This window comes from Pseudomonas sp. B21128, from assembly GCF_044218865.1.
Classification (GTDB): Bacteria; Pseudomonadota; Gammaproteobacteria; order Pseudomonadales; family Pseudomonadaceae; genus Aquipseudomonas; species Aquipseudomonas iridis.
On sequence record NZ_CP162590.1, the window covers coordinates 694,070 to 716,019 of the forward strand.

Genomic DNA, 21,950 nt, shown 5'->3' on the forward strand with positions numbered 1-21,950 from the left:
CTTAATGAACCTCGACCACAGAGCCGTGCAATTTCTGCAAGGCATCGTTGACCGCGTCCGGCATCAGCTGGCGCAGGCAGTTGTAATGGCCGAAACGGCAGGTGCGGTCGAAGCACGGGCTGCAATCGAGGCCCAAACGGACGATTTCGACGTGCTCGGCCAGCGGCGGGGTAAAGCCCGGGGAGGTCGAACCATAAACCGCCACCAACGGGCGGTTCAGCGCGGCGGCGACATGCATCAGGCCGGAGTCATTGGAGACTACCGAGTCGGCGCAGGACAGCAGGTCGATGGCTTCGGCCAACGAGGTGCCACCGCTCAGATTCACCGCCTCTTCACGCAAGCCGGGAATCAGCCGCGCGCGGATGTCTTCGCCGACCGAGTGATCGTTTTTCGAACCAAACAGCCACACCTGCCAGCCTTCACGAATCCGCGCTTCGGCAACTTTGGCGTAATGCTCGGAGGGCCAGCGCTTGGATTCGCCGAACTCGGCTCCGGGGCAAAGGGCCAACACCGGGCGGTCGAGGCTCAAGCCAAACTTGGCCAGCGCCACTTCGCGGGTGACCGGGTCGATTTGCAAGCTTGGTCGTGGATACGGTTTCGGCAGTTCGGCGTTTGGTTCATAGGCCAGCGCCATGAAACGCTCGATCATCAGCGGATAGCGCGCTTTATCAAGCGTGCGCACGTCGTTGAGCAGGCCATAACGGAACTCGCCGCGCCAGCCGGTGCGTTTCGGGATGCCGGCAAAGAATGGCACCAGCGCCGATTTCAGCGAGTTGGGCAGCAGGATCGCCTGGTCGTACTGGCCGCGCAGGGACTTGCCGATCCGTCGACGGGTCGCCAACTCAAGCGCGCCGTGGCCGAGCGGAAAGCTCAAGGCCTTGCGCACTTCGGGCATGCGCTCAAGGATCGGACGGCTCCACTCGGGGGCCAGCACGTCGATTTCGCATTGCGGGTGGCGTTGCTTGAGACACTGAAACAGTGTCTGTGCCATCACCATGTCACCGACCCAACTGGGCCCAACGATCAGAATATTCATGTGGTTTCCAAAAACGAACCGGGGAGGCCAATGCCTCCCCGCCTCGAGAATTCTACAAACACTGTAGATCTACTGTGGGAGCGAGCTTGCTCGCGATGGGGTCGTCACATTCAACATTATTGTCGTCTGACACTCCGCCATCGCTGGCAAGCCAGCTCCCACAGGGTTTTGCATCCGTTCCAACATCCGCAATTCACCGCAGATCACTGTGGGAGCGAGCTTGCTCGCGATGGGGCGTCACATTCAACATTATTGTCGTCTGACACTCCGCTATCGCTGGCAAGCCAGCTCCCACAGGGTTTTGCATCCGTTCCAACATCCGCAATTCACCGCAGATCACTGTGGGAGCGAGCTTGCTCGCGAAGGGGTCGTCACATTCAACATTATTGTCGTCTGATACTCCGCTATCGCTGGCAAGCCAGCTCCCACAGGGTTTTGCATCCGTTCCAACATCCGCAATTCACCGCAGATCACTGTGGGAGCGAGCTTGCTCGCGAAAGGGCCGGCACAGCCAGCATCAATGTCGCCTGACACTCCGCTATCGCTGGCAAGCCAGCTCCGACAGGGTTTTGCATCCGTTCCAACATCCGCGATTCACCGCAGATCACTGTGGGAGCGAGCTTGCTCGCGAAGGGGTCGTCACATTCAACATTATTGTCGTCTGATACTCCGCTATCGCTGGAAAGCCAGCTCCCACAGGGTTTTGCATACGTTCCAACATCCGCAATTCACCGCAGATCACTGTGGGAGCGAGCTTGCTCGCGAAGGGGTCGTCACATTCAACATTATTGTCGTCTGATACTCCGCCATCGCTGGCAAGCCAGCTCCCACAGGGTTTTGCATCCGTTCCAACATCCGCAATTCACCGCAGATCACTGTGGGAGCGAGCTTGCTCGCGAAAGGGCCGGCACATCCAGCATCAATGTCGCCTGACACTCCGTTTTCGCGAGCAGGCTCGCTCCCACATTTGAATTTCACAGCCCTCACTGGCCTCTTTCAGCTTAGCCCCAGCTCACGCCATATTCGCAAAACCTGTCGCCGTTCTTCGGCAAACTGGTCGCCTGCAATCACCCCGGCGTCCTTCTGCAAGGCCTGCCGGTGGGCGGCGGAGCGGTAGGCTTTATAGGCCTCACGCAACAGACTGGCATCTTCGGCAGGCATCAGCCCTTCGTGCTCCAGCTCTTCCAGAATGCGGATGTTATCGGTCCAGCGCAGCAATGGCGGGTGGCTTTGCGACCACGCCAGGGCCGCGTATTGCACCATAAATTCAATATCGACGATACCTCCGGCGTCCTGCTTGAGGTCGAACGGCGCCGTGGCCTCGAAGGCGTTTGCCGCTGTGCCGGCTGCGGTGCTCTTGCTGCCGAGGTTATCGCGCATCTTCGCGCGCATCTCGCTGACTTCCTGTTTCAGCTTGGCCAGGTCCCGGGTTTTACCCAGTACTTGGGCGCGAACCTTCTCGAAGGCCTGCCCGACATCCTGGCTGCCGACCAGCACCCGCGCCCGCACCAGCGCCTGATGCTCCCAGGTCCAGGCTTCGTTTTCCTGATAGCGGGCGAACGCACCCAGCGAACTCACCAGCAATCCCGACGCACCGGACGGCCGCAAACGCATATCCACTTCATAAAGCTGGCCGGAGTTGGTCTGCGCCGTCAGCAAGTGGATGATCCGCTGCCCCAGCCGCGTGAAGAATTGCGCGCCATCAATCGGTTTCGGGCCATCGGTTTCTGCCTGTGGATCGCCGTCGTGGATGAACACCAGATCGAGGTCCGAACCATGCCCCAATTCCAGGCCGCCGACTTTGCCGTAACCGACAATGATGAACCCGGGATCGCACAACGTACCGTCGGTACGCAACGGCGTGCCGTACTTGGCCACGGTCTGGCGCCAGGCCAGCGCCAGCACTTGCGCAAGAATTGCCTCGGCCAGCCAGGTCAGATAATCGCTGACCTTCATCAGTGGCAAACTGCCGGCGATTTCCGACGCGGCGACGCGCAAGCGGTGGGCCAGTTTGAAATGGCGCAGGGCTTCCATCTGTTGTTCGAGGTCGTCTTCGGGAATCCGCGTCAGACGCTCGCGCAATTCAGCGGCGAGTTCCGGCGCCAATGGCGGTTTGAACAAGCGCCCTTCGTTGAGCAATTCATCGAGCAACAGCGGAAAGCGAGTGATCTGTTCGGCAATCCACGGACTTGCCGCACACAACGTCAACAAGCGACGCAGCGCACCGGGGTTTTCCGTCAGCAACACCAGGTACGCCGAGCGCCGCGCCACCGCTTCAACCAGCGGCAGCACACGCTCCAGCACCAGATCCGGGTTGTCATGCTCAACCGCTTGGGCGATCAGGCGCGGGATGAACAAATCCAGACGTTCGCGTCCCAGACGCTGCATCGCCCGCAGTTGCGGACTGCCGCGCAGCCCGGCCAAGGCCTTCAGCACTTTCGGTGCATCGCTGAAACCGCCCTCCTCCAACTGACGGCAGGCGGCTTCTTCGTCCTGCGCCTCTTCCCACAGCGGCAACCATTCACCGCCAACCACCACTTCGCTTTCGGCGCCCTCTTCCTCATCAGGGTCAGCGATCACCTGCGCGAAGTGCCAAGCCACCCGACCGCGCCAGAACATCAGTTTTTCGTGGAAGGCTTCCCAGTCGGCAAACCCGAGCATGAAGGCGATACGCGCCTGATCCTGAGCGCCATCCGGCAGCATCTGGGTCTGGCGGTCGGCAATCGCCTGGATCGCGTGCTCGGTGTAACGCAGAAATTCATACCCCTCGCGCAACTCGCTGATCACCGCGGGTGGCAGATAACCCTGACCTTCCAGCGTGCTCAACACCTTTAATAGAGGACGCTGTTGCAGGCTCAGATCGCGCCCGCCGTGGATCAGCTGAAAAGCCTGGGCGATGAACTCGACCTCGCGGATCCCACCCGAACCGAGCTTGATGTTGTCGGCCATGCCCTTGCGCCGGACTTCCTGCTGAATAAGCTGCTTCATGGTGCGCAGCGCTTCGATTGCCGAGAAGTCCAGATAACGCCGGTAAACAAACGGCCGCAGCATGTCGAGCAACTGTGCGCCGGCCACTTGATCGCCAGCCACCACACGCGCCTTGATCATCGCGTAGCGTTCCCAGTCGCGACCCTGATCCTGGTAATACTGCTCCAGCGCATTGAAGCTCAGCACCAGCGCGCCCGATGAACCATACGGACGCAGACGCATGTCGACACGGAACACGAAGCCGTCGACGGTCATCGGGTCCAGCGCCTTGATCAGACGCTGGCCCAGACGGATGAAGAATTCCTGATTATCCAGCGCGCGCTTCACGCCAACGGTTTCGCCGCCCTCGGGGTAGGCGAAGATCAGGTCGATGTCCGAGGACAGGTTCAACTCAACCGCGCCGAGCTTGCCCATGCCAAGAATGACCATCTGCTGCGGCAAACCGCTGCGACGCCCGGTCGGCGTGCCGAATTGCTGACAATGGCGGCTGTACAACCATTGATAGGCTTGATCGATGGAGGCATCGGCCATGTCTGACAGATCACGGCAGGTCTGCACGAGATTGGCCTGGCGGGTCAGATCACGCCAGATGATTCGCACCTGATGACGAGCGCGCTGACGGCGCAGGACATGACCGAGCTCATCTTCAGTCTGCGCGGCCGCCACTGCGGCGGCTATTTGCGCGCACAATTCGCCGGGCGCAAACGGCCGATCGAGCTCACCGGACTGCACCAGCGTAAGTAACATCAAAGGGTCACGAACGCTCTGTTCAATGACGAACTCGCTGGCGCCGGTGACGCGGGCAAATTGCGCCCAGCGTTCGGATGTCCAGTTCGAGAAGCCATGATCGTCTTCAAGCGCGGCGACGGCCGTACGGAACGACTGCTCGGATCGAGTGACCAACGGCAGGAGAATGGCGGGCAGTTCGGCAAGCACGGGCAGGGTCATGGTCTATCCTTGATCGGCGTGTAAATGGCCGCTTGTAGTGAACGGTGAAAACCCGCTACCTGAAGGACTGTCGAACAAAAGTTAGAAATAGCTGATATTTCTTTTTCTTTGGCAGCCAGCATCAAACTTTCACCTTTTTCGGATGGCAATCGACCAACCTTAACGATTATTCTCACAACGTAGTCGGAGGCCACAAGCCTTTCATCTGTAGTTTTACTACTCGTCTATACATTCGAAAGGCTGAAATGCCGGAAGATTTGTAGTAAAACTACACGCCGCCGGAACAACCTGTCGGCAATCCAAGAATTTTAAATCGTCTGCCCACAAGGCCAGTCGCAAACTCAGGCAACCGATTCTGGAAGCCTTTCCGCCCTGGAGCAAGCCATGCAAGACCTCGATCCCGTCGAAACCCAGGAATGGCTGGACGCCCTGGAATCGGTTCTCGACAAAGAAGGCGAAGACCGTGCTCACTATCTGATGACCCGTATGGGCGAACTCGCGACCCGCAGCGGCTCGCAGCTCCCTTACGCCATCACCACGCCTTACCGCAACACCATCCCCGTGACCCACGAAGCACGCATGCCTGGCGACCTGTTCATGGAACGCCGCATTCGCTCGTTGGTACGCTGGAACGCGATGGCCATGGTAATGCGTACGAACCTGAAAGATTCTGACCTGGGTGGTCACATCTCCAGCTTCGCTTCCAGTGCGACCCTGTATGACATCGGCTTCAACTACTTCTTCCAGGCCCCGACCGACGAACACGGCGGCGACCTGATCTACTTCCAGGGCCACACCTCGCCAGGCGTTTACGCCCGTGCATTCATGGAAGGCCGCATCACCGAAGACCAGATGAACAACTTCCGCCAGGAAGTAGACGGTCAGGGCCTGTCGTCCTACCCGCACCCTTGGCTGATGCCTGATTTCTGGCAGTTCCCGACCGTATCGATGGGTTTGGGTCCGATCCAGGCGATCTACCAGGCACGTTTCATGAAGTACCTGGAAGCTCGTGGCTTCATCCCGGAAGGCAAGCAGAAAGTCTGGTGCTTCCTGGGCGACGGCGAGTGCGACGAACCAGAATCCCTGGGCGCCATCTCCCTGGCTGGCCGCGAGAAGCTCGACAACCTGATCTTCGTCATCAACTGCAACCTGCAGCGCCTCGACGGCCCGGTTCGCGGTAACGGCAAGATCATCCAGGAACTCGAAGGCGTGTTCCGCGGTGCTCAGTGGAACGTGACCAAAGTCATCTGGGGCCGTTTCTGGGACCCACTGCTGGCCAAAGACGTCGACGGCATCCTGCAACGTCGTATGGATGAAGTCATCGACGGCGAGTACCAGAACTACAAAGCCAAAGACGGCGCGTTCGTGCGTGAACACTTCTTCAACTCGCCAGAACTCAAGGCGATGGTTGCCGATCTGTCCGACGACGAGATCTGGAAACTCAACCGTGGCGGCCACGACCCTTACAAGGTCTATGCGGCGTACCACGAAGCGGTCAACCACAAAGAACAGCCAACCGTCATCCTGGCCAAGACCATCAAGGGTTATGGCACCGGTGCCGGCGAAGCGAAAAACACTGCGCACAACACCAAGAAAGTCGATGTCGACAGCCTGAAGTTGTTCCGCGATCGCTTCGACATCCCGGTCAAGGACGAAGAGCTGGAGAACCTGCCGTTCTTCAAGCCAGAGGCAAACAGCGCCGAAGCCCGCTACCTGAGCGAGCGCCGCACTGCACTGGGCGGTTTCGTGCCACAGCGCCGCGCCAAGTCTTTCGACATTCCTACACCGCCACTCGATACCCTCAAGGCGATCCTCGACGGCTCGGGCGACCGTGAAATCTCCACCACCATGGCTTTCGTGCGGATCCTCGCGCAACTGGTCAAGGACAAGGAAATCGGCTCGCGCATCGTGCCGATCATCCCGGACGAAGCCCGTACCTTCGGTATGGAAGGCATGTTCCGTCAGTTGGGCATCTACTCGTCCGTCGGCCAGCTCTACGAGCCAGTCGATAAAGACCAGGTGATGTTCTACAAGGAAGACAAAAAGGGCCAGATCCTCGAAGAAGGCATCAACGAAGCGGGCGCCATGAGCTCCTTCATCGCTGCCGGTACTTCGTACTCCAGCCACAACCAGCCAATGCTGCCGTTCTACATCTTCTACTCGATGTTCGGTTTCCAGCGTATTGGCGACCTGGCTTGGGCAGCAGGCGACAGCCGTACCCGTGGCTTCCTGATCGGCGGTACCGCGGGCCGGACCACCCTGAACGGTGAAGGCCTGCAACACGAAGACGGTCACAGCCACATCCTGGCCGCGACCATCCCGAACTGCCGCACCTTTGATCCAACCTACGGCTACGAGCTGGCGGTGATCATTCAGGACGGCATGAAGAAGATGACCGAAGAGCAGCAGGACGTTTTCTACTACATCACCGTGATGAACGAGTCCTACCAGCAACCCGCCATGCCGGCCGGTGCAGAGGAAGGCATCATCAAGGGCATGTACCTGCTCGAAGAAGACACCCGCGAAGCAGCACACCACGTACAGCTGATGGGCTCCGGCACCATCCTGCGCGAAGTGCGTGAAGCGGCGAAGATCCTGCGTGAAGAGTTCAACGTCGGCGCCGACGTGTGGAGCGTCACCAGCTTCAACGAATTGCGTCGCGACGGCCTGGCCGTAGAGCGCAGCAACCGCCTCAAGCCTGGCCAGAAGCCTCAGAAGAGCTACGTTGAAGAGTGCCTGAGCGGCCGTAAAGGTCCGGTCATTGCCTCTACCGACTACATGAAGCTGTTCGCCGAGCAGATCCGTCAGTGGGTACCGTCCAAGGAATTCAAGGTCCTGGGCACCGACGGTTTCGGCCGCAGCGACAGCCGCAAGAAACTGCGTCATTTCTTCGAAGTCGACCGTCATTTCGTGGTGTTGGCAGCCCTGGAAGCACTGGCTGACCGTGGTGATATCGAACCCAAGGTTGTGGCTGAAGCCATCACCAAGTTCGGCATCGACCCGGAAAAACGCAACCCACTGGACTGCTGAGGAGACATTTTGTGAGCGAACTCATTCGCGTACCTGACATCGGCAGCGGTGAAGGTGAAGTAATTGAACTGTTTGTGAAGGTCGGCGACCGTATCGAAGCCGACCAGAGCATCCTGACCCTGGAATCGGACAAGGCCAGCATGGAAGTGCCGGCCCCGAAAGCCGGCGTCATCAAAAGCCTGAAAGTGAAGCTGGGCGACCGCCTGAAAGAAGGCGACGAACTGCTGGAGCTGGAAGTCGAGGGCGCCGCTGAAGCCCCTGCGCCTGCCGCGGCGCCTGCTGCAAAAGCTGAAGCCAAACCGGCTGCCGCTCCTGCTGCTGCCGCGCCAGCCGCTGCCCCTGCTGCCGCTTCGGTTCAGCAAGTGCACGTGCCGGACATCGGTTCGTCGGGCAAGGCGCAGATCATCGAGATCCAGGTCAAGGTCGGCGACACCGTCGAAGCTGATCAATCGCTGATCACCCTTGAATCCGACAAGGCGAGCATGGAAATCCCGTCGCCTGCCGCTGGTGTGGTCAAGGCCATCAGCGTCAAGCTCAACGACGAAGTGGGTACCGGCGACCTGATTCTGGATCTGGAAGTGGCGGGTGCTGCGGCCCCTGCTGCTGCCGCTCCGGCTCAGGCTGCTGCGCCAGCCGCTGCTGCTGCGCCTGCCCCGGCAGCCGCGCCAGCTGCACCGGTGGCCGACAGCGTTCAGGACATCCACGTGCCGGACATCGGTTCGGCCGGCAAGGCCAAGATCATCGAAGTGTTGGTCAAGGCTGGCGACACCGTCGAAGCTGATCAATCGCTGATCACGCTGGAGTCCGACAAGGCGAGCATGGAAATCCCGTCGCCTGCCGCTGGTGTGGTCGAAAGCGTTTCCATCAAGCTGGATGACGAAGTCGGCACCGGCGACCTGATTCTGAAGCTGAAAGTCAAAGGCGCGGCGCCTGCTGCTGCCCCGGCTCCAGCTGCCGCTGCCGCTGCAAGTGCTCCGGCACCTGCCGCTGCTGCCCCGGCTGCCGCTGCACCTGCACCCGCTGCTGCCGCACCAGCCGCCGCCCCGGCCAAGCCGGGCGCGAAAGTTCACGCCGGCCCAGCCGTGCGTCAACTGGCCCGCGAATTCGGCGTTGAGCTGAACGCAGTCGGCGCCAGCGGTCCGCACGGTCGTATTCTGAAAGAAGACGTGCAGGTTTACGTCAAAGCGATGATGCAGAAGGCCAAGGAAGCTCCGGCCGCTGCTGCTGGCGCTACCGGTGGTGCGGGCATCCCGCCGATCCCGGTCGTCGACTTCAGCCGTTTCGGCGAAATCGAAGAAGTGCCGATGACTCGCCTGATGCAAATCGGTGCGTCGAGCCTGCACCGCAGCTGGCTGAATATTCCGCACGTGACCCAGTTCGATTCGGCTGATATCACTGAGCTGGAAGCGTTCCGCGTCGCCCAGAAAGCCGTTGCAGAGAAGGCCGGCGTCAAGCTGACCATCCTGCCGCTGCTGCTCAAGTCGTGCGCGCACATGCTCAAGGAGCTGCCGGACTTCAACAGTTCGCTGGCACCAAGCGGCAAGGCGATCATCCGCAAGAAGTACATCAACATCGGCTTCGCCGTCGACACCCCGGATGGCCTGCTGGTACCGGTCATCAAGAACGTCGACCAGAAGAGTCTGTTGCAACTGGCAGCCGAAGCCGCTGCACTGGCCGCCAAAGCCCGCGACAAGAAGCTTACCGCTGACGACATGCAAGGCGCCTGCTTCACCATTTCCAGCCTCGGCCACATTGGCGGCACCGGCTTCACGCCGATCGTCAACGCGCCGGAAGTGGCGATCCTCGGTGTTTCCAAGGCAACCATCCAGCCAGTCTGGGACGGCAAAGCCTTCCAGCCGAAACTGATGCTGCCGCTGTCGCTGTCCTACGATCACCGTGTGATCAACGGCGCTGCTGCCGCACGCTTCACCCAGCGTCTGGGCAGCCTGCTGGCGGACATCCGCACCATCCTGCTGTAATCCAGACGGCCCTCCGGCGACGGAGGGCCGATTGTGCTCCACGTTTTCGAGCGCCACACGCTCGTACCTCAACCCCGTCAATTGGCGGGGCTTTTTTTTGCCTGACATAAACCAGGCTTCGTGTTTTTCCTACAAGTTGCGCTGACATCGGCCACGACTCCAGTCAACTTTACGCCGCCTTATTCATTCAACTTACAACTAACCTTGGCCCAGCAAGTTCATTAATCGAACTTGACACTAAAACCTATTCAGCAATTCATTCGAATGGATTCGAAATGCTAAAACCCACTATCGGCCCGATTATCGGCCATGTAACAACTGATCATGCACGCCTGTTTATCCGCGGCGACCGCCAGGACAACGCCACCGTGTTTGCCGGTATACGTTATCGCCCCGCCGACACACAACAATGGTCTAACGGTATTTTCGCCAAACTGAGCGAACTGCGAGATATGTCGGAAGTGTTCGCACTCAACAACTTGAGCAGCGATACGGAATACGAATATCAGGCAGGCTGGTTCAGCCCGATGAATCCGGTTCATACCCAGGACTCGGTGGCAGAACTGCCCCTGCAGTGGCCTCGGGAGATCTATCGTCTGCGCACCCGCTCAACAGCAAAGCACGCAAGGGCCTACATTGTCGGCTCCTGCCGCTACTTGCGCATGACCGCCGGCATTGCTTCCTTGCCCCAGTTGGGCGACCGGATTTTCGCGTCCATCAACCAATTGATCGAGGGCGCACAACCCCCGATCAGCGCCACGCTAATGACCGGCGATCAAATTTATGTCGACGACATGAACCTGTTCGCACCGGATCGCGAATACAAGGACATACTCAGCAAATACCGCGCGGCTTTCTCGCAACCCAATATAAAGCGATTGATGTCCAGCACTTCGACTTACATGATTCTCGACGACCATGAAATTGAAGATAACTGGCCGGCCAATGCCAGCAAGTCCGACAGCGCGTTATATCGCAATGCCATGGCGGCCTATGAGTTGTATCAAGCCAGTCACAGCCCGGTGCATCCGCTGACAACTAACGGCCAGATTAATCGCGCTGTACTTGAGCATTACTGGTATCAATTCAGTGACGGTGATATCGAATGGTTCGTGACCGACAGCCGCACCCGACGCAACTTGTCGCCCGAGGACCGACGCATTCTCGATGAAGCTCAAGAACACGCGCTGCTGAAATGGCTGATCAACAGTCCGGCGCGGGTGAAGTTCGTCGTGACCAGCGTGATGTTCTACCCGGATCGCAAACAACCTGACGGCGATGCGTGGCAAGCCTTCCCGGAACAGCGCCTGCGCCTTCTGGAAACCCTTCGCACCCGGCGGATCAAAAACGTAGTGTTCGTTTCGGGCGACGTGCACGGCTCGCTGACTGCGCGTCTGACCCACAGCGAAGATCCGGACTTTGAGGTTCACACCATCGTTTCCTCGCCACTGTGCAACAGCAAATTGCTCCCCTACGCCAAAGCCTCGACTTTTATGCTCGATCAACCGCTGGTGCGTACAGCGACGGGGGACTATCGGCATGAACTGACCAGCACGGTGGTCAGTGAAGACAACTTTGCCCACGTGGTGGTCGAAGCCGATCAGATTCTGGTCAATTACCATGATCGGGATGGCAAGCAGCTACAGTCGATTGCCATAAAACTGCGTTAAACCTTGAAAGATCGCAGCTTGGGCAGCGCCTGCAAAGGTCAAATGTCCCTGTAGCAACTGTCGCAAGCTGCGATCAATCGTTCTTTTCCGACAGACACTGGAGAAATGCCCCGCGCGGCCGACACATTCTTATAGCACTTGGCCTTCATCACTCTTGTCAGTCAGTGCCGCAATGATGCAACCTTGCCGCAAGCAACAGTAAAGAGGGCGAGAGCCCAGCGCGTTCAGCATATTTCCAAGCGAGTTTCCCTCCATGAAGAGCCAACCCGATGCCGCCAGCCGTATGGTGGCCGAGGTAGTGACGCAATTGCCGGTGCCCTCGCGGCTCGGCATGCTGCGTTTCGAGCGCTTGAATGAAGCCAGCTGGGCAATGCTGTTTCTTGATCCCAATTGCGAACGTCAATTCGGTCAACCGGCCGTCGAGCTGTGTGCTCTGGTCGGCTCGCCTTACGCCAGCCTGATGGAGCCGGAAGCGCGCTATCAGTTGCACGACACAATCCAACTGCAACTCGGTGCCAGCCCGCATTATCTGGTGCGTTACACGCTGCACACCCCTGCCGGTGCGTTGTCCATCCTGGAACTCGGCGAAGCCTACAAGCAGCACAATCGGCACTTGCTGCGCGGCTATCTGCTGGCGGTCGATAACGTATTCGGCGAAACGCCGCTGCCGCCCTCAGTTGATCTCGAAACCCAGAATTCGCGCCTGCAAATCGCCCTCGAACTCAACCAGCGTGCCCAGCAGGAACAACTGCAGCATCTGGAGCGGGTGCGTGCCCAGCAGGATCTGATTCTGCTGCTCGCCCGCCAGCGCTACAGCACGCACAACTCGCTGCAAGAAGCCGCCGAACTGATCACCCGCTGCGCCTGCGATATCTATGAAATCGACTGCGCCAGCCTGTGGAATCTTGAAGGCCAGCAACTGCTGCCGATCTCGGCTTACCACCGCGCGACCCAGGAATACATTATCCCGGACGCGATCGACATCAGCGGCTTCCCTGATTACATGGACGCCCTGCACAGCAGCCGCGCCATCGACGCACACAATGCCATGCGTGACCCGCGCACCCGCGAGATGGCCGAAGCGCTTCGCCCGCGCGACGTCAACGCCATGCTCGACGCCAGCATCCGCGTCGACGGCCATGTGGTCGGTGTGCTGTGTCTGGAGCAGACCGGCGTCACCCGTGCCTGGCAGTCTGATGAAATCGCCTTTGCCGGTGAACTGGCCGACCAGTTCGCCCAAGTCATCAACAACCACAACCGGCGCACCGCCACCAGCGCCCTGCACCTGTTCCAGCGTGCGGTCGAGCAAAGCGCCAATGCCTTTTTGCTGGTCAATTGCGACGGCGTGGTGGAGTACGTCAACCCGAGCTTCACCGCGATCACCCAGTACACCACCGAGGAAGTCCACGGCCAGCGCCTGTCGGAACTGCCGGCCCTGGAAAACCTCAGCGAGCTGCTGTTCGACGCGCCCTCGGCGCTGGCCAAGAGCAACAGCTGGCAGGGCGAATTCAAGAGCCGCCGGAAAAACCTCGAACCGTACTGGGGGCAGTTGTCGATCTCCAAGGTTTACGGCGACAACCGTGAGCTGACCCATTACATCGGCATCTACGAAGACATCACCCAGACCAAACTGGCGCAGCAGCGCATTGAACGTCTGGCGTACACCGACAACCTGACCAACCTCGGCAACCGCCCGGCGTTCATCCGCAACCTCGACGAACGCTTCGCCCGCGATAGCGATACTCCGATCAGCCTGCTGCTGGTGGACATCGACAACTTCAAGCGCATCAACGACAGCCTTGGCCACCAGACCGGCGACAAACTGCTGATCAGTCTGGCCCGGCGGTTGCGCAACAGCCTGAGCTCGAGCGGCAGCCTTGCCCGGTTCGCCAGTAACGAATTCGCGGTGCTGCTCGACGACACCGACCTTGAGGTCGGCCAGCAGATCGCCAGCCAACTGCTGATGACCCTCGACAAACCGATGTTCGTCGACAACCAGTTGATCAGCGTCACCGGTTCCGTGGGCCTTGCCTGCGCGCCCCTGCACGGCCGCGACCCACAAACCCTGATGCGTAACGCCGGTTTGGCCCTGCACAAGGCCAAGGCCAACGGTAAACATCAGGTGCAAGTCTTCACCGAAGCGCTGAACGCCGAGGCCAGCTACAAGCTGTTCGTCGAGAACAACCTGCGGCGCGCCCTGACCCAGAACGAACTGGACGTGTTCTACCAGCCCAAGCTGTGCCTGCGCAGTGGTCGCTTGCTGGGGATGGAAGCGCTGTTGCGCTGGAATCATCCGGAGCGCGGCATGATTCGTCCGGACCAGTTCATCAGCGTCGCCGAAGAAACCGGCCTGATCATTCCGATCGGCAAATGGATCGCCCGTCAGGCCTGCCGCATGAGCAAAGGGTTGACCGCTGCCGGCCTGGGCAATCTGCAAGTGGCGATCAATCTGTCGCCCAAGCAGTTCTCCGATCCGGATCTGGTCGCGTCCATCGCCAACATCCTCAAGGAAGAAGCGCTGCCGGCCAATCTGCTGGAGCTGGAACTGACCGAAGGCCTGCTGCTGGAAGCCACCGAAGACACGCACCTGCAACTCGATCAACTCAAGCGCCTGGGCCTGACCCTGGCCATGGATGACTTCGGCACCGGCTACTCGTCGCTCAGCTACCTGAAGAAATTCCCGATCGACGTCATCAAGATCGATCGCAGCTTCATCCACGAAATCCCCGACAACCAGGACGACATGGAAATCACCTCTGCGGTGATCGCCATGGCCCACAACCTGAAACTCAAGGTCGTGGCCGAAGGCATCGAGACCGCCGAGCAACTGGCGTTCCTGCGCCGCCATCGTTGCGATGTGGGTCAAGGCTACCTGTTCGACCGGCCGATCCCCGGCGCCGAACTGATCCAGGCCCTGAAACGCTACCCGCGCGGCCCGCTCTGCCTGTAAACCCTTCTCGCCAACACTGCAGCTCCTACATTGGGTAGTGCGCATCCGGATAGCTTTGGGCACACTGGCGGTCTACTTTTTTACATCCCATCCTGACTGAGAGGAACGATCATGGTTCTGCGCTCGGAAATTCTGGTGAACAAAAACGTGCTCCCGACTAAAGAACAAGCTCTGCCCGGCCGCGAAACCGCGATGACCCTGCCTGAAAAGCACTTTGTCTTCGAAGAAACCCCGCTGCTCGGCCCGTTTTTCCAGGACGTCGATTTCGCAATCTTCGGTCTGGGCTGCTTCTGGGGCGCCGAACGTCGCTTCTGGCAGCGCGAAGGCGTGGTCAGCACGGTGGTGGGTTATGCCGGTGGCTTCACGCCGAACCCCACTTACGAAGAAGTCTGCTCAGGCCTGACCGGCCATGCCGAAGTGGTGCTGGTGGTGTATGACAAGGCGCAAGTCAGCTACGAGGAACTGCTGGCGATGTTCTGGGAACTGCACAACCCGACTCAGGGCATGCGTCAGGGCAACGACATCGGCACGCAGTACCGCTCGGTGATCTACGCGACCTCGCCAGAGCAACTGGATGCCGCGCTGGAGAGCAAGGCGACCTATCAGGCTGAACTGTCGAAAGCGGGCCTGGGTGAAATCAGCACCGAGATCGAACAGGCACCGACCGTGTACTTTGCCGAGACGTATCACCAGCAGTACCTGGCGAAAAACCCGGAAGGCTACTGCGGGATTGGCGGCACCGGCGTGTGCATGCCACCGAGTCTGGCAGGCAACTAACCCCAAAAGCATCGCGGGCAAGCCCGCTCCCACAGGTTTAGCGCCGATATCAAAATGGCGCATGACCCTGTGGGAGCGGGCTTGCCCGCGATGGCGTCCGATCAAACGCCACTGAACTTACAGATCAGCTCTCGGCAATCAGCCAATCCATCTGCCACCCGCCCTGGGTCTGGCCCAGTTTTTTGGACAACCACGGCAGCAGCTCACGCAATTCTTCCTCCAGCCCCCACGGCGGATTGGCAATCGCCATCCCCGAGCCGTTCAGGCTGTTCGGCGTATCCAATGGATGCACCAGCAACTCCACGCGCAACAATTTCGGCGCGCCAGTACCGGCCAGGTCCTGGTAGAAACGGCGCAAGGCACGCTGATCTTTCACCGGGTACCAGATCGCCGCCACGGTTTGACGCATCCGGCCAATGGCCTCTTTCATCGACGCCGCGCAACGTTGCATTTCATCGAGCTGTTCGAACGGCGGATCAATCAACATCACCGCGCGCTTCTCCTGCACCGGCAACATCGCCCGCGCAACATGCCAGCCCTCACCCAGATGCACTTTCACCCGGCGATCGCCGGCCATGTTGTCTTTGAGCAGCACGCCGTCTTCAGGGTGCTTCTCGTTGAGCATTACCCGATCCTGCGGCCGGGTCAGACGCCGCGCCAGCTCCGGCGAACCCGGGTAGTAGCGCAACTGGCCATCCGGGTTCATCTCGTGCAGCACTTTCATGTAGTCGGCGGTCAGCGCCGGCAGGTCCGGTTGATCCCACAAGCGCGCAATGCCTTCCAGGTACTCGCCGGTACGGTTGGCCTGATCGCCCTGCAAGTCATACAGACCAATGCCGGCGTGGCTGTCGAGATAGGCAAACGGCTGCTCCTTGCGCGACATCAGGGCGATGAGGCGGGTCAAGGTCAGGTGTTTGAACACATCGGCGTGATTGCCGGCATGGAAGGCGTGACGATAATTCATGATTGCTCCTGCGAAGGCCGCGAAGTTTACCTTTTACCGGGCGGCAAGTCAGGGGGTGGCGGCCGAGCGGGCAAAAGCCTTCCCTCACCCTAACCCTCTCACGGAGGGAGAGGGGACTGACGGTGGTGATCTTGCGAGTTACATCGACCTGAAAGATCAACGTGATCTCAGGCTTGGCCAATCGTAGATCGCCGCAGGAGTCGCAAGTCGGCGTACATCACCCATACAACTCGGTCAGTCCCCTCTCCCTCTGGGAGAGGGTTAGGGGCTCTTGCTTTTATGGCATCGCACGCAACCGCTTGCCGATGACATCCAGCACATCACAGCCGTCGCGCAGCGGAATCACGCAGAGCTGGGCGAAGTCGCTGAGGATGACGGAGTCGCATTCGACCGAGCCGCGCATGCACATGTTTTCCAGGACCTGGATCACGGCGCGCAGGCGATGGTTGGCGGCGTCCAGGAGGATGTCCAGGGGGACGTGGGTGTCGATGAACAGGGTGGGCATATCGCTGCAATTGCCGGTCAGGGCCATGAAGCGGTTGTCAGGATGGGGGATGATTTTTTCGTAGGGTGGATCGGGATGCAAAGTCGTCATTTTGTTAGCTCCATGATTGATGAACGTGAGCAGCCAAACGCACCTTCCTACAGGTTTGGGTGGCAGCTGTGCGCAAGAGTAGGAACCGAGCAATCATGGACCTCGGTCACGCCGAAGCGTGTCCCGCGCACAGCCGCCGCGAACGATCTTACGGACTTGAATCAAGTGCCGCAAAAATCCAACCGACTGCGACTCCATGAAAGCGAGGGTTCCTACACCCTGTCACCACTCTCGCAGTGACAACGAAAAGCCTACCCCTGCAACCCAACGCCCACCAGTTCATGAAAACCGCCGCAACTCGAAGGAAACGTCCGAGGCCTTCGCCCAGAAATCTCACACCGACTCTGCCAGCAAAAACTCCAATAACGCCGATTGCGACGATTCTTCCGACACTGCAACCCGGAAAAACTGCCTGACCTTGCAGCGCAGAACAGCCTCGGGAAATGCCTCGTACAACGCCGGATGTTCCTCGCTCAGCCATTGCACAGCATTGCTGACCTGAACCTCATCACCACTCACAGCCAATACCGAGTCAGGCACCGTCCACCAAGGAAACACCCGCCCCGAAACCTGCGCCCTGCCCCCGATATCAACAGGCTGACCATTGATGAGTCCGCGCGCGACCACCGGCAACAACTGCGCCGATTCCACTTCTTCAGACTGCAGGATCGGCAACAAGAACCGTCCATCCCAGAAGCGGAAAAACACAGCCTTCCCGTCCGGCATCAACACTTGCGTCAGGCTGCGAAAATGCTCGACCACCACCTCAAGACTCGCCGAAGAAACCGCCAACCACCCCCAGTCGCGGGACTCGGTTGTCGCCACCCAATCCAGAAACTCACTGTCCGCCGCGACAATTCCCACGAAGGGCATCACCGCATCCCACTCGGCGTAGATCGTGTCCGCCCAAGCCGGGCTCGGCGCCAACTGCATCGGCGGCTTGGCAGCGCTGGCATTGCTGAAGATCGCGAACAACTGCTCCGACGTTTTCAGCGGCTCACGCGCCAGCCATGCGTGCGGGTCAAGACATTCAGGCTGCACAAACACCTTCCTTGCAGCGCTCACACTCTTCGCAGAATGGCGCGTCACCTTTGAAACTCATGATCTGCGCGGCCGTCAGCATCGCTGCCGGGGCCGCCACCAAATTTTCCGGCAGCCCCGGCACACTCGGCGCCGCATTCATCGCCGCCATCGGCGCACCACCCACCACAATCGGCACGCTGCTGAAAATTCCGCCGGGGCCGATGTTGATCCACTGCCCGCCCGCCTGAATCGTCGCGCTGGCGCCGCCATTAATCACCACTTGCTGGCCGGCGCTGACGTGGAATTGCGCACTGGCGCTGGTCGCCTGATTCCTCACGCGGATATGCCGATCGCCAACGACGGTCAGATGATCGTCCTGCCTCACTTCAGTCTGGCGCTGGCCGTGGGTGATGCGTTGTTCGTCAGCCTTCAGCTCATGCCTGGCGATGCCGGTGACGATGATGCTGCGCTGGTTGTCGACCTGCACTTGTTGATCATTCAACACATGCTGAGTCCAGTTGCGCTGGGCGCGCAGGTAAATTTCCTCGGCGCCTTTTTTGTCTTCAATGCGCAGTTCGTTGTAGCCACCGCCGCCGGGGCTGCTCTGGCTGCGAAAGATGCTGCGGGTCTTGTCCGCTGGCAGATCCAGTGGCACCGGGGTCGCTGCGTTTGGCAGACACCCCATCACCAGCGGTTTATCCGCGTCGGCATCGATGAAACCGACCAGCACTTCCATGCCGACCCTTGGAATCAACACGCTGCCATAACGATCGTGAGCCCAGCCAGTGGCAACTCGCAGCCAGCAACTGGCGTGTTCGTTGAACTCGCCGTCGCGATCCCAGGCCAGTTGCACCTTGACCCGACCGTATTCGTCGCAATGGATTTCGCTGTCCTGCGGCCCGGTGACGACGGCCGGTTGATAGCCGAGCATCCGTGGCTTTTCCGGCCCCAAGGCTGGACGAAAGAACACGTCCCACGGCGTCGCGAGAAAGGTATTACGGTAACCACGGAATTCTTCCCCATCGCTGGTCACCGATTCCTCCAGCACTTGCGGCTGCCGACCACGGTGTTCGATGGCGGTGAGCAACCACAGATCATTCCATACCTGACGCGGATGCCCGGTCAGTTGCAGGAAATGTCCACAAGCCAGTGCGGATTCATCGCTGATGCCTTCGGCTTGACGGTAATCGGCGATATGGCGCTCAAGTGCACGCTGGGCGAGGTGCTTGCCGGTTTCACGGTCGTTGAATTGGCCGGGAAAGCGGTAATCCTCAAGCACAGGGTTCTGTTCGCCGTCGATGCGACTCTGCAGTTGCAAGCGCGGCTTCTCGAAATTGTAGTCGCGCCGGGTGACCACACTGGTACGGGTTTGCACGCGAACATTGAAGCGCTGAATCGCCGGCGCCCCGCCTGCCATGCCAGTGCCCGGCAAATAAAGGGTCGGCTCGGCCAGGCGCGGGAACACCGTTTGATCGTCGCCGAACACCAAGAGATGGCCTTCGGGACTGTGTTGAAAATGGTAGTGAATGCCGACTTCGGCGCACAGGCGCTGGATAAACGCGAGATCACTCTCTGCGTATTGCACGCAATATTCGCGCACCGGGTATTCGCTGCCGAGGCGAAATTCGAAGGCGTCGCGCAGGATCGCGTGGTCCTTGAGCACCTGCGCAACGATCTGCGGCACGCTCTGGTGCTGAAATATCCGCTGATTGATGCGGTGCCCGAGGTACGTCAGACGCGGGACAAGGCTCAGGTGATAACGAGTAAGACGTTTCCCGGAATCGCCCTGTCCGACCTGATAGATCTGACCGTGAATACCGGCACCATCCGCATCAAAGCTCAGAAACGCCTGACCGTGCAGCAGGCTTTCGAGCTCCAGGTCCGGCCGCTCACTGACCAGTTCCAGCTCGAAACGAAAGGGTTGGCTGATGGCTTCCGTGCCCGTGAACTCAAGGACTTTGAGGTCGTGCGAGGCGCCTTCGAGGGTCAACGTGAAACGCGGTTGATTGGCAGGCGCGAACATCCGATGTCTCTCTGCAAATGAAGGGCGGGCGATTCTGCATGAGAGGCAAGGGAGGCTGGGTGGGTGACGGAAAAATCAGATTTGCCCTACTTTGACTGTCTAAATGCCCTACTCAAATTGCCGCATCCAACTACAGACAGATCCCTCGAACCCTGCACCGAACCCCGTGGGAGCTGGCTTGCCAGCGAAGTGGCCAGCACATTTAACAGATGCAGTGACTGACAAGCCGCCATCGCTGGCAAGCCAGCTCCCACAGGGTGTTCCAGTGTTCTATAGAAATCACTGGCACAAAAAAACGGCCCGCCTCTTTATGGGAGACGAGCCGTTTTTAGTGAGCCTCAGCTCAGAACAATCACTTGTTCAGGTTGTAATCTTTTTCAGCTGCTTCGAAACGCTGCACCATGCCAGCCGTCGGCGTACCGAGCTTGCTGACGATGTAGATGACCAGGCTGGCGAGGATGAAGCCCGGGATGATTTCGTACAGACCCATCACGTCCAGCTGCTTCCAGGCGACCACGGTGATCGCGCCGACCAGAATACCGGCCAGTGCGCCGTCACGGGTCATGCCTTTCCAGACTACCGAGATCAACACAACTGGACCGAATGCTGCACCGAAACCGGCCCAGGCATAGCTGACCAGACCCAGCACCTGGTTTTTCGGGTTAGCGGCCAGTGCGATGGCGACCAGTGCAACCAGCAACACCATGGCGCGACCGACCCAGACCAGCTCTTTCTGCGAAGCGGTCTTGCGAATGAACGCCTTGTAGAAGTCTTCGGTCAGGGCGCTCGAGCACACCAGCAATTGGCAGCTCAGGGTGCTCATGACGGCAGCCAGAATGGCCGACAGCAGCACACCGGCAACCCATGGGTTGAACAGCAGTTTGGCCAGTTCGATGAACACGCGTTCGTTGTTCTCGGTCACAGGACCCGCTACTTCCGGGTGCGCCGAGAAGTAAGCAATACCGAAGAAGCCCACAGCGACGGTGCCGCCCAGGCACAGGATCATCCAGGCCATGGAAATGCGACGCGCCTTGGCAATCGATTTGACCGAATCAGCGGCCATGAAACGCGCAAGGATGTGTGGCTGGCCGAAGTAGCCCAGACCCCAGCCCAGCAGCGAGATGATGCCGATGAAGGACGTGCCTTTGAGCATGTCGAAGTTGCTTGGATCTTGTGCTTCGATCGCCAGGAAGGTGGTATCGACGCCGCCGGTGGCCAGCAGCACGATGATCGGCGTCAGGATCAGCGCGAAGATCATCAGCGTGGCTTGGACGGTGTCAGTCCAGCTCACCGCGAGGAAACCACCGACGAAGGTGTAGGCAATCGTTGCCGCAGCACCGGCCCACAGCGCCGTCTCGTAGGTCATGCCGAAAGTGCTTTCGAACAGACGGGCGCCAGCGACGATGCCCGAAGCGCAGTAAATGGTGAAGAACACCAGAATCACAACGGCCGAGATAATCCGCAGCAGGCCGCTTTTGTCTTCGAAACGGCTGGAGAAGTAGTCCGGCAGGGTCAGTGCATCGCCGTTGTGCTCGGTCTGCACACGCAGACGGCCGGCAACGAACAGCCAGTTCAGGTAGGCACCGATGATCAGGCCAATGGCGATCCAGCTTTCGGAAAGACCAGACATATAGATGGCGCCCGGCAGGCCCATCAACAACCAGCCACTCATGTCGGAGGCACCGGCAGACAGTGCGGTCACGACGCTGCCCAGGCTACGGCCGCCCAGAATGTAGTCAGAAAGGTTGTTGGTGGAGCGATAGGCCATGAGACCGATCAGCACCATTGCTGCGATGTAGATCACGAATGTGATCAGGGTTGGATTACTTACGCTCATTGAGTTACGCCCTGGCTTTGTTTTTATGTAGCGGCGGTGGTGAACCGCTCGCAAACGACGACGTTTGGCAGACGATCCGGGATCCCGCGCATTTAGGACTGATGTTTCCCCAGGAAAGCCATCAGCCGGG

General features: G+C 59.5%; 12 protein-coding genes. 5 read left to right on the plus strand and 7 right to left on the minus strand.

All coding sequences use genetic code 11. From position 1 onward, the window contains the following. Position 1: 1 nt before the first annotated feature. Together waaF and glnE are read right to left on the minus strand one after the other, a co-directional pair. Positions 2–1,036 carry a lipopolysaccharide heptosyltransferase II gene (gene waaF / locus AB4P91_RS03030; RefSeq protein ID WP_150596036.1) on the minus strand — a complete coding sequence of 345 codons (1,035 nt, stop codon included), beginning with the start codon at positions 1,034–1,036 and terminating at the stop codon, positions 2–4. A gap of 996 nt (positions 1,037–2,032) precedes the next feature. Continuing rightward, positions 2,033–4,972: a bifunctional [glutamate--ammonia ligase]-adenylyl-L-tyrosine phosphorylase/[glutamate--ammonia-ligase] adenylyltransferase gene (gene glnE / locus AB4P91_RS03035; RefSeq protein ID WP_395604291.1), complete on the minus strand. Its 2,940-nt coding sequence runs from the start codon at positions 4,970–4,972 to the stop codon at positions 2,033–2,035. A gap of 384 nt (positions 4,973–5,356) precedes the next feature. Between glnE and aceE the strand changes: the two genes are divergently transcribed. From aceE to msrA, 5 genes are all read left to right on the plus strand, one after another. Beyond that, entirely contained in the window at positions 5,357–8,002 is a 2,646-nt protein-coding gene (aceE, locus tag AB4P91_RS03040; RefSeq protein ID WP_150593987.1) for a pyruvate dehydrogenase (acetyl-transferring), homodimeric type, read from the plus strand. A gap of 11 nt (positions 8,003–8,013) precedes the next feature. Continuing rightward, a complete protein-coding gene (gene aceF / locus AB4P91_RS03045) occupies positions 8,014–9,981 on the plus strand; it encodes a dihydrolipoyllysine-residue acetyltransferase (RefSeq protein ID WP_395604292.1) in 1,968 nt (655 codons plus the stop codon). Positions 9,982–10,256: 275 nt separating this feature from the next. Further along, on the plus strand, positions 10,257–11,651 hold the full coding sequence (locus tag AB4P91_RS03050) for an alkaline phosphatase D family protein (protein ID WP_395604293.1): 1,395 nt from the start codon (positions 10,257–10,259) through the stop codon (positions 11,649–11,651). Between the two features lie 253 nt (positions 11,652–11,904). Continuing rightward, a complete protein-coding gene (locus AB4P91_RS03055; protein ID WP_395604294.1) occupies positions 11,905–14,601 on the plus strand; it encodes a putative bifunctional diguanylate cyclase/phosphodiesterase in 2,697 nt (898 codons plus the stop codon). A 111-nt stretch (positions 14,602–14,712) separates the two neighbouring features. Then, complete coding sequence (gene msrA, locus AB4P91_RS03060; protein ID WP_150593983.1) at positions 14,713–15,378, plus strand: peptide-methionine (S)-S-oxide reductase MsrA; 666 nt, start codon at positions 14,713–14,715, stop codon at positions 15,376–15,378. Between the two features lie 124 nt (positions 15,379–15,502). Here the strand turns inward: msrA and AB4P91_RS03065 are convergent, their stop codons facing one another. From AB4P91_RS03065 to putP, 5 genes are all read right to left on the minus strand, one after another. Beyond that, positions 15,503–16,342 carry a 23S rRNA (adenine(2030)-N(6))-methyltransferase RlmJ gene (locus AB4P91_RS03065; protein ID WP_150593982.1) on the minus strand — a complete coding sequence of 280 codons (840 nt, stop codon included), beginning with the start codon at positions 16,340–16,342 and terminating at the stop codon, positions 15,503–15,505. Between the two features lie 277 nt (positions 16,343–16,619). Next, complete coding sequence (locus tag AB4P91_RS03070; RefSeq protein ID WP_150596030.1) at positions 16,620–16,937, minus strand: hypothetical protein; 318 nt, start codon at positions 16,935–16,937, stop codon at positions 16,620–16,622. A gap of 333 nt (positions 16,938–17,270) precedes the next feature. Continuing rightward, complete coding sequence (locus AB4P91_RS03075; RefSeq protein ID WP_395604295.1) at positions 17,271–17,978, minus strand: DUF4123 domain-containing protein; 708 nt, start codon at positions 17,976–17,978, stop codon at positions 17,271–17,273. Then, entirely contained in the window at positions 17,968–19,983 is a 2,016-nt protein-coding gene (locus AB4P91_RS03080) for a type VI secretion system tip protein VgrG (RefSeq protein WP_395604296.1), read from the minus strand. Before AB4P91_RS03080 ends, AB4P91_RS03075 begins: the two co-directional genes overlap by 11 nt. A gap of 352 nt (positions 19,984–20,335) precedes the next feature. Then, positions 20,336–21,820: a sodium/proline symporter PutP gene (putP, locus tag AB4P91_RS03085; protein ID WP_150593977.1), complete on the minus strand. Its 1,485-nt coding sequence runs from the start codon at positions 21,818–21,820 to the stop codon at positions 20,336–20,338. Positions 21,821–21,950 lie beyond the last annotated feature (130 nt).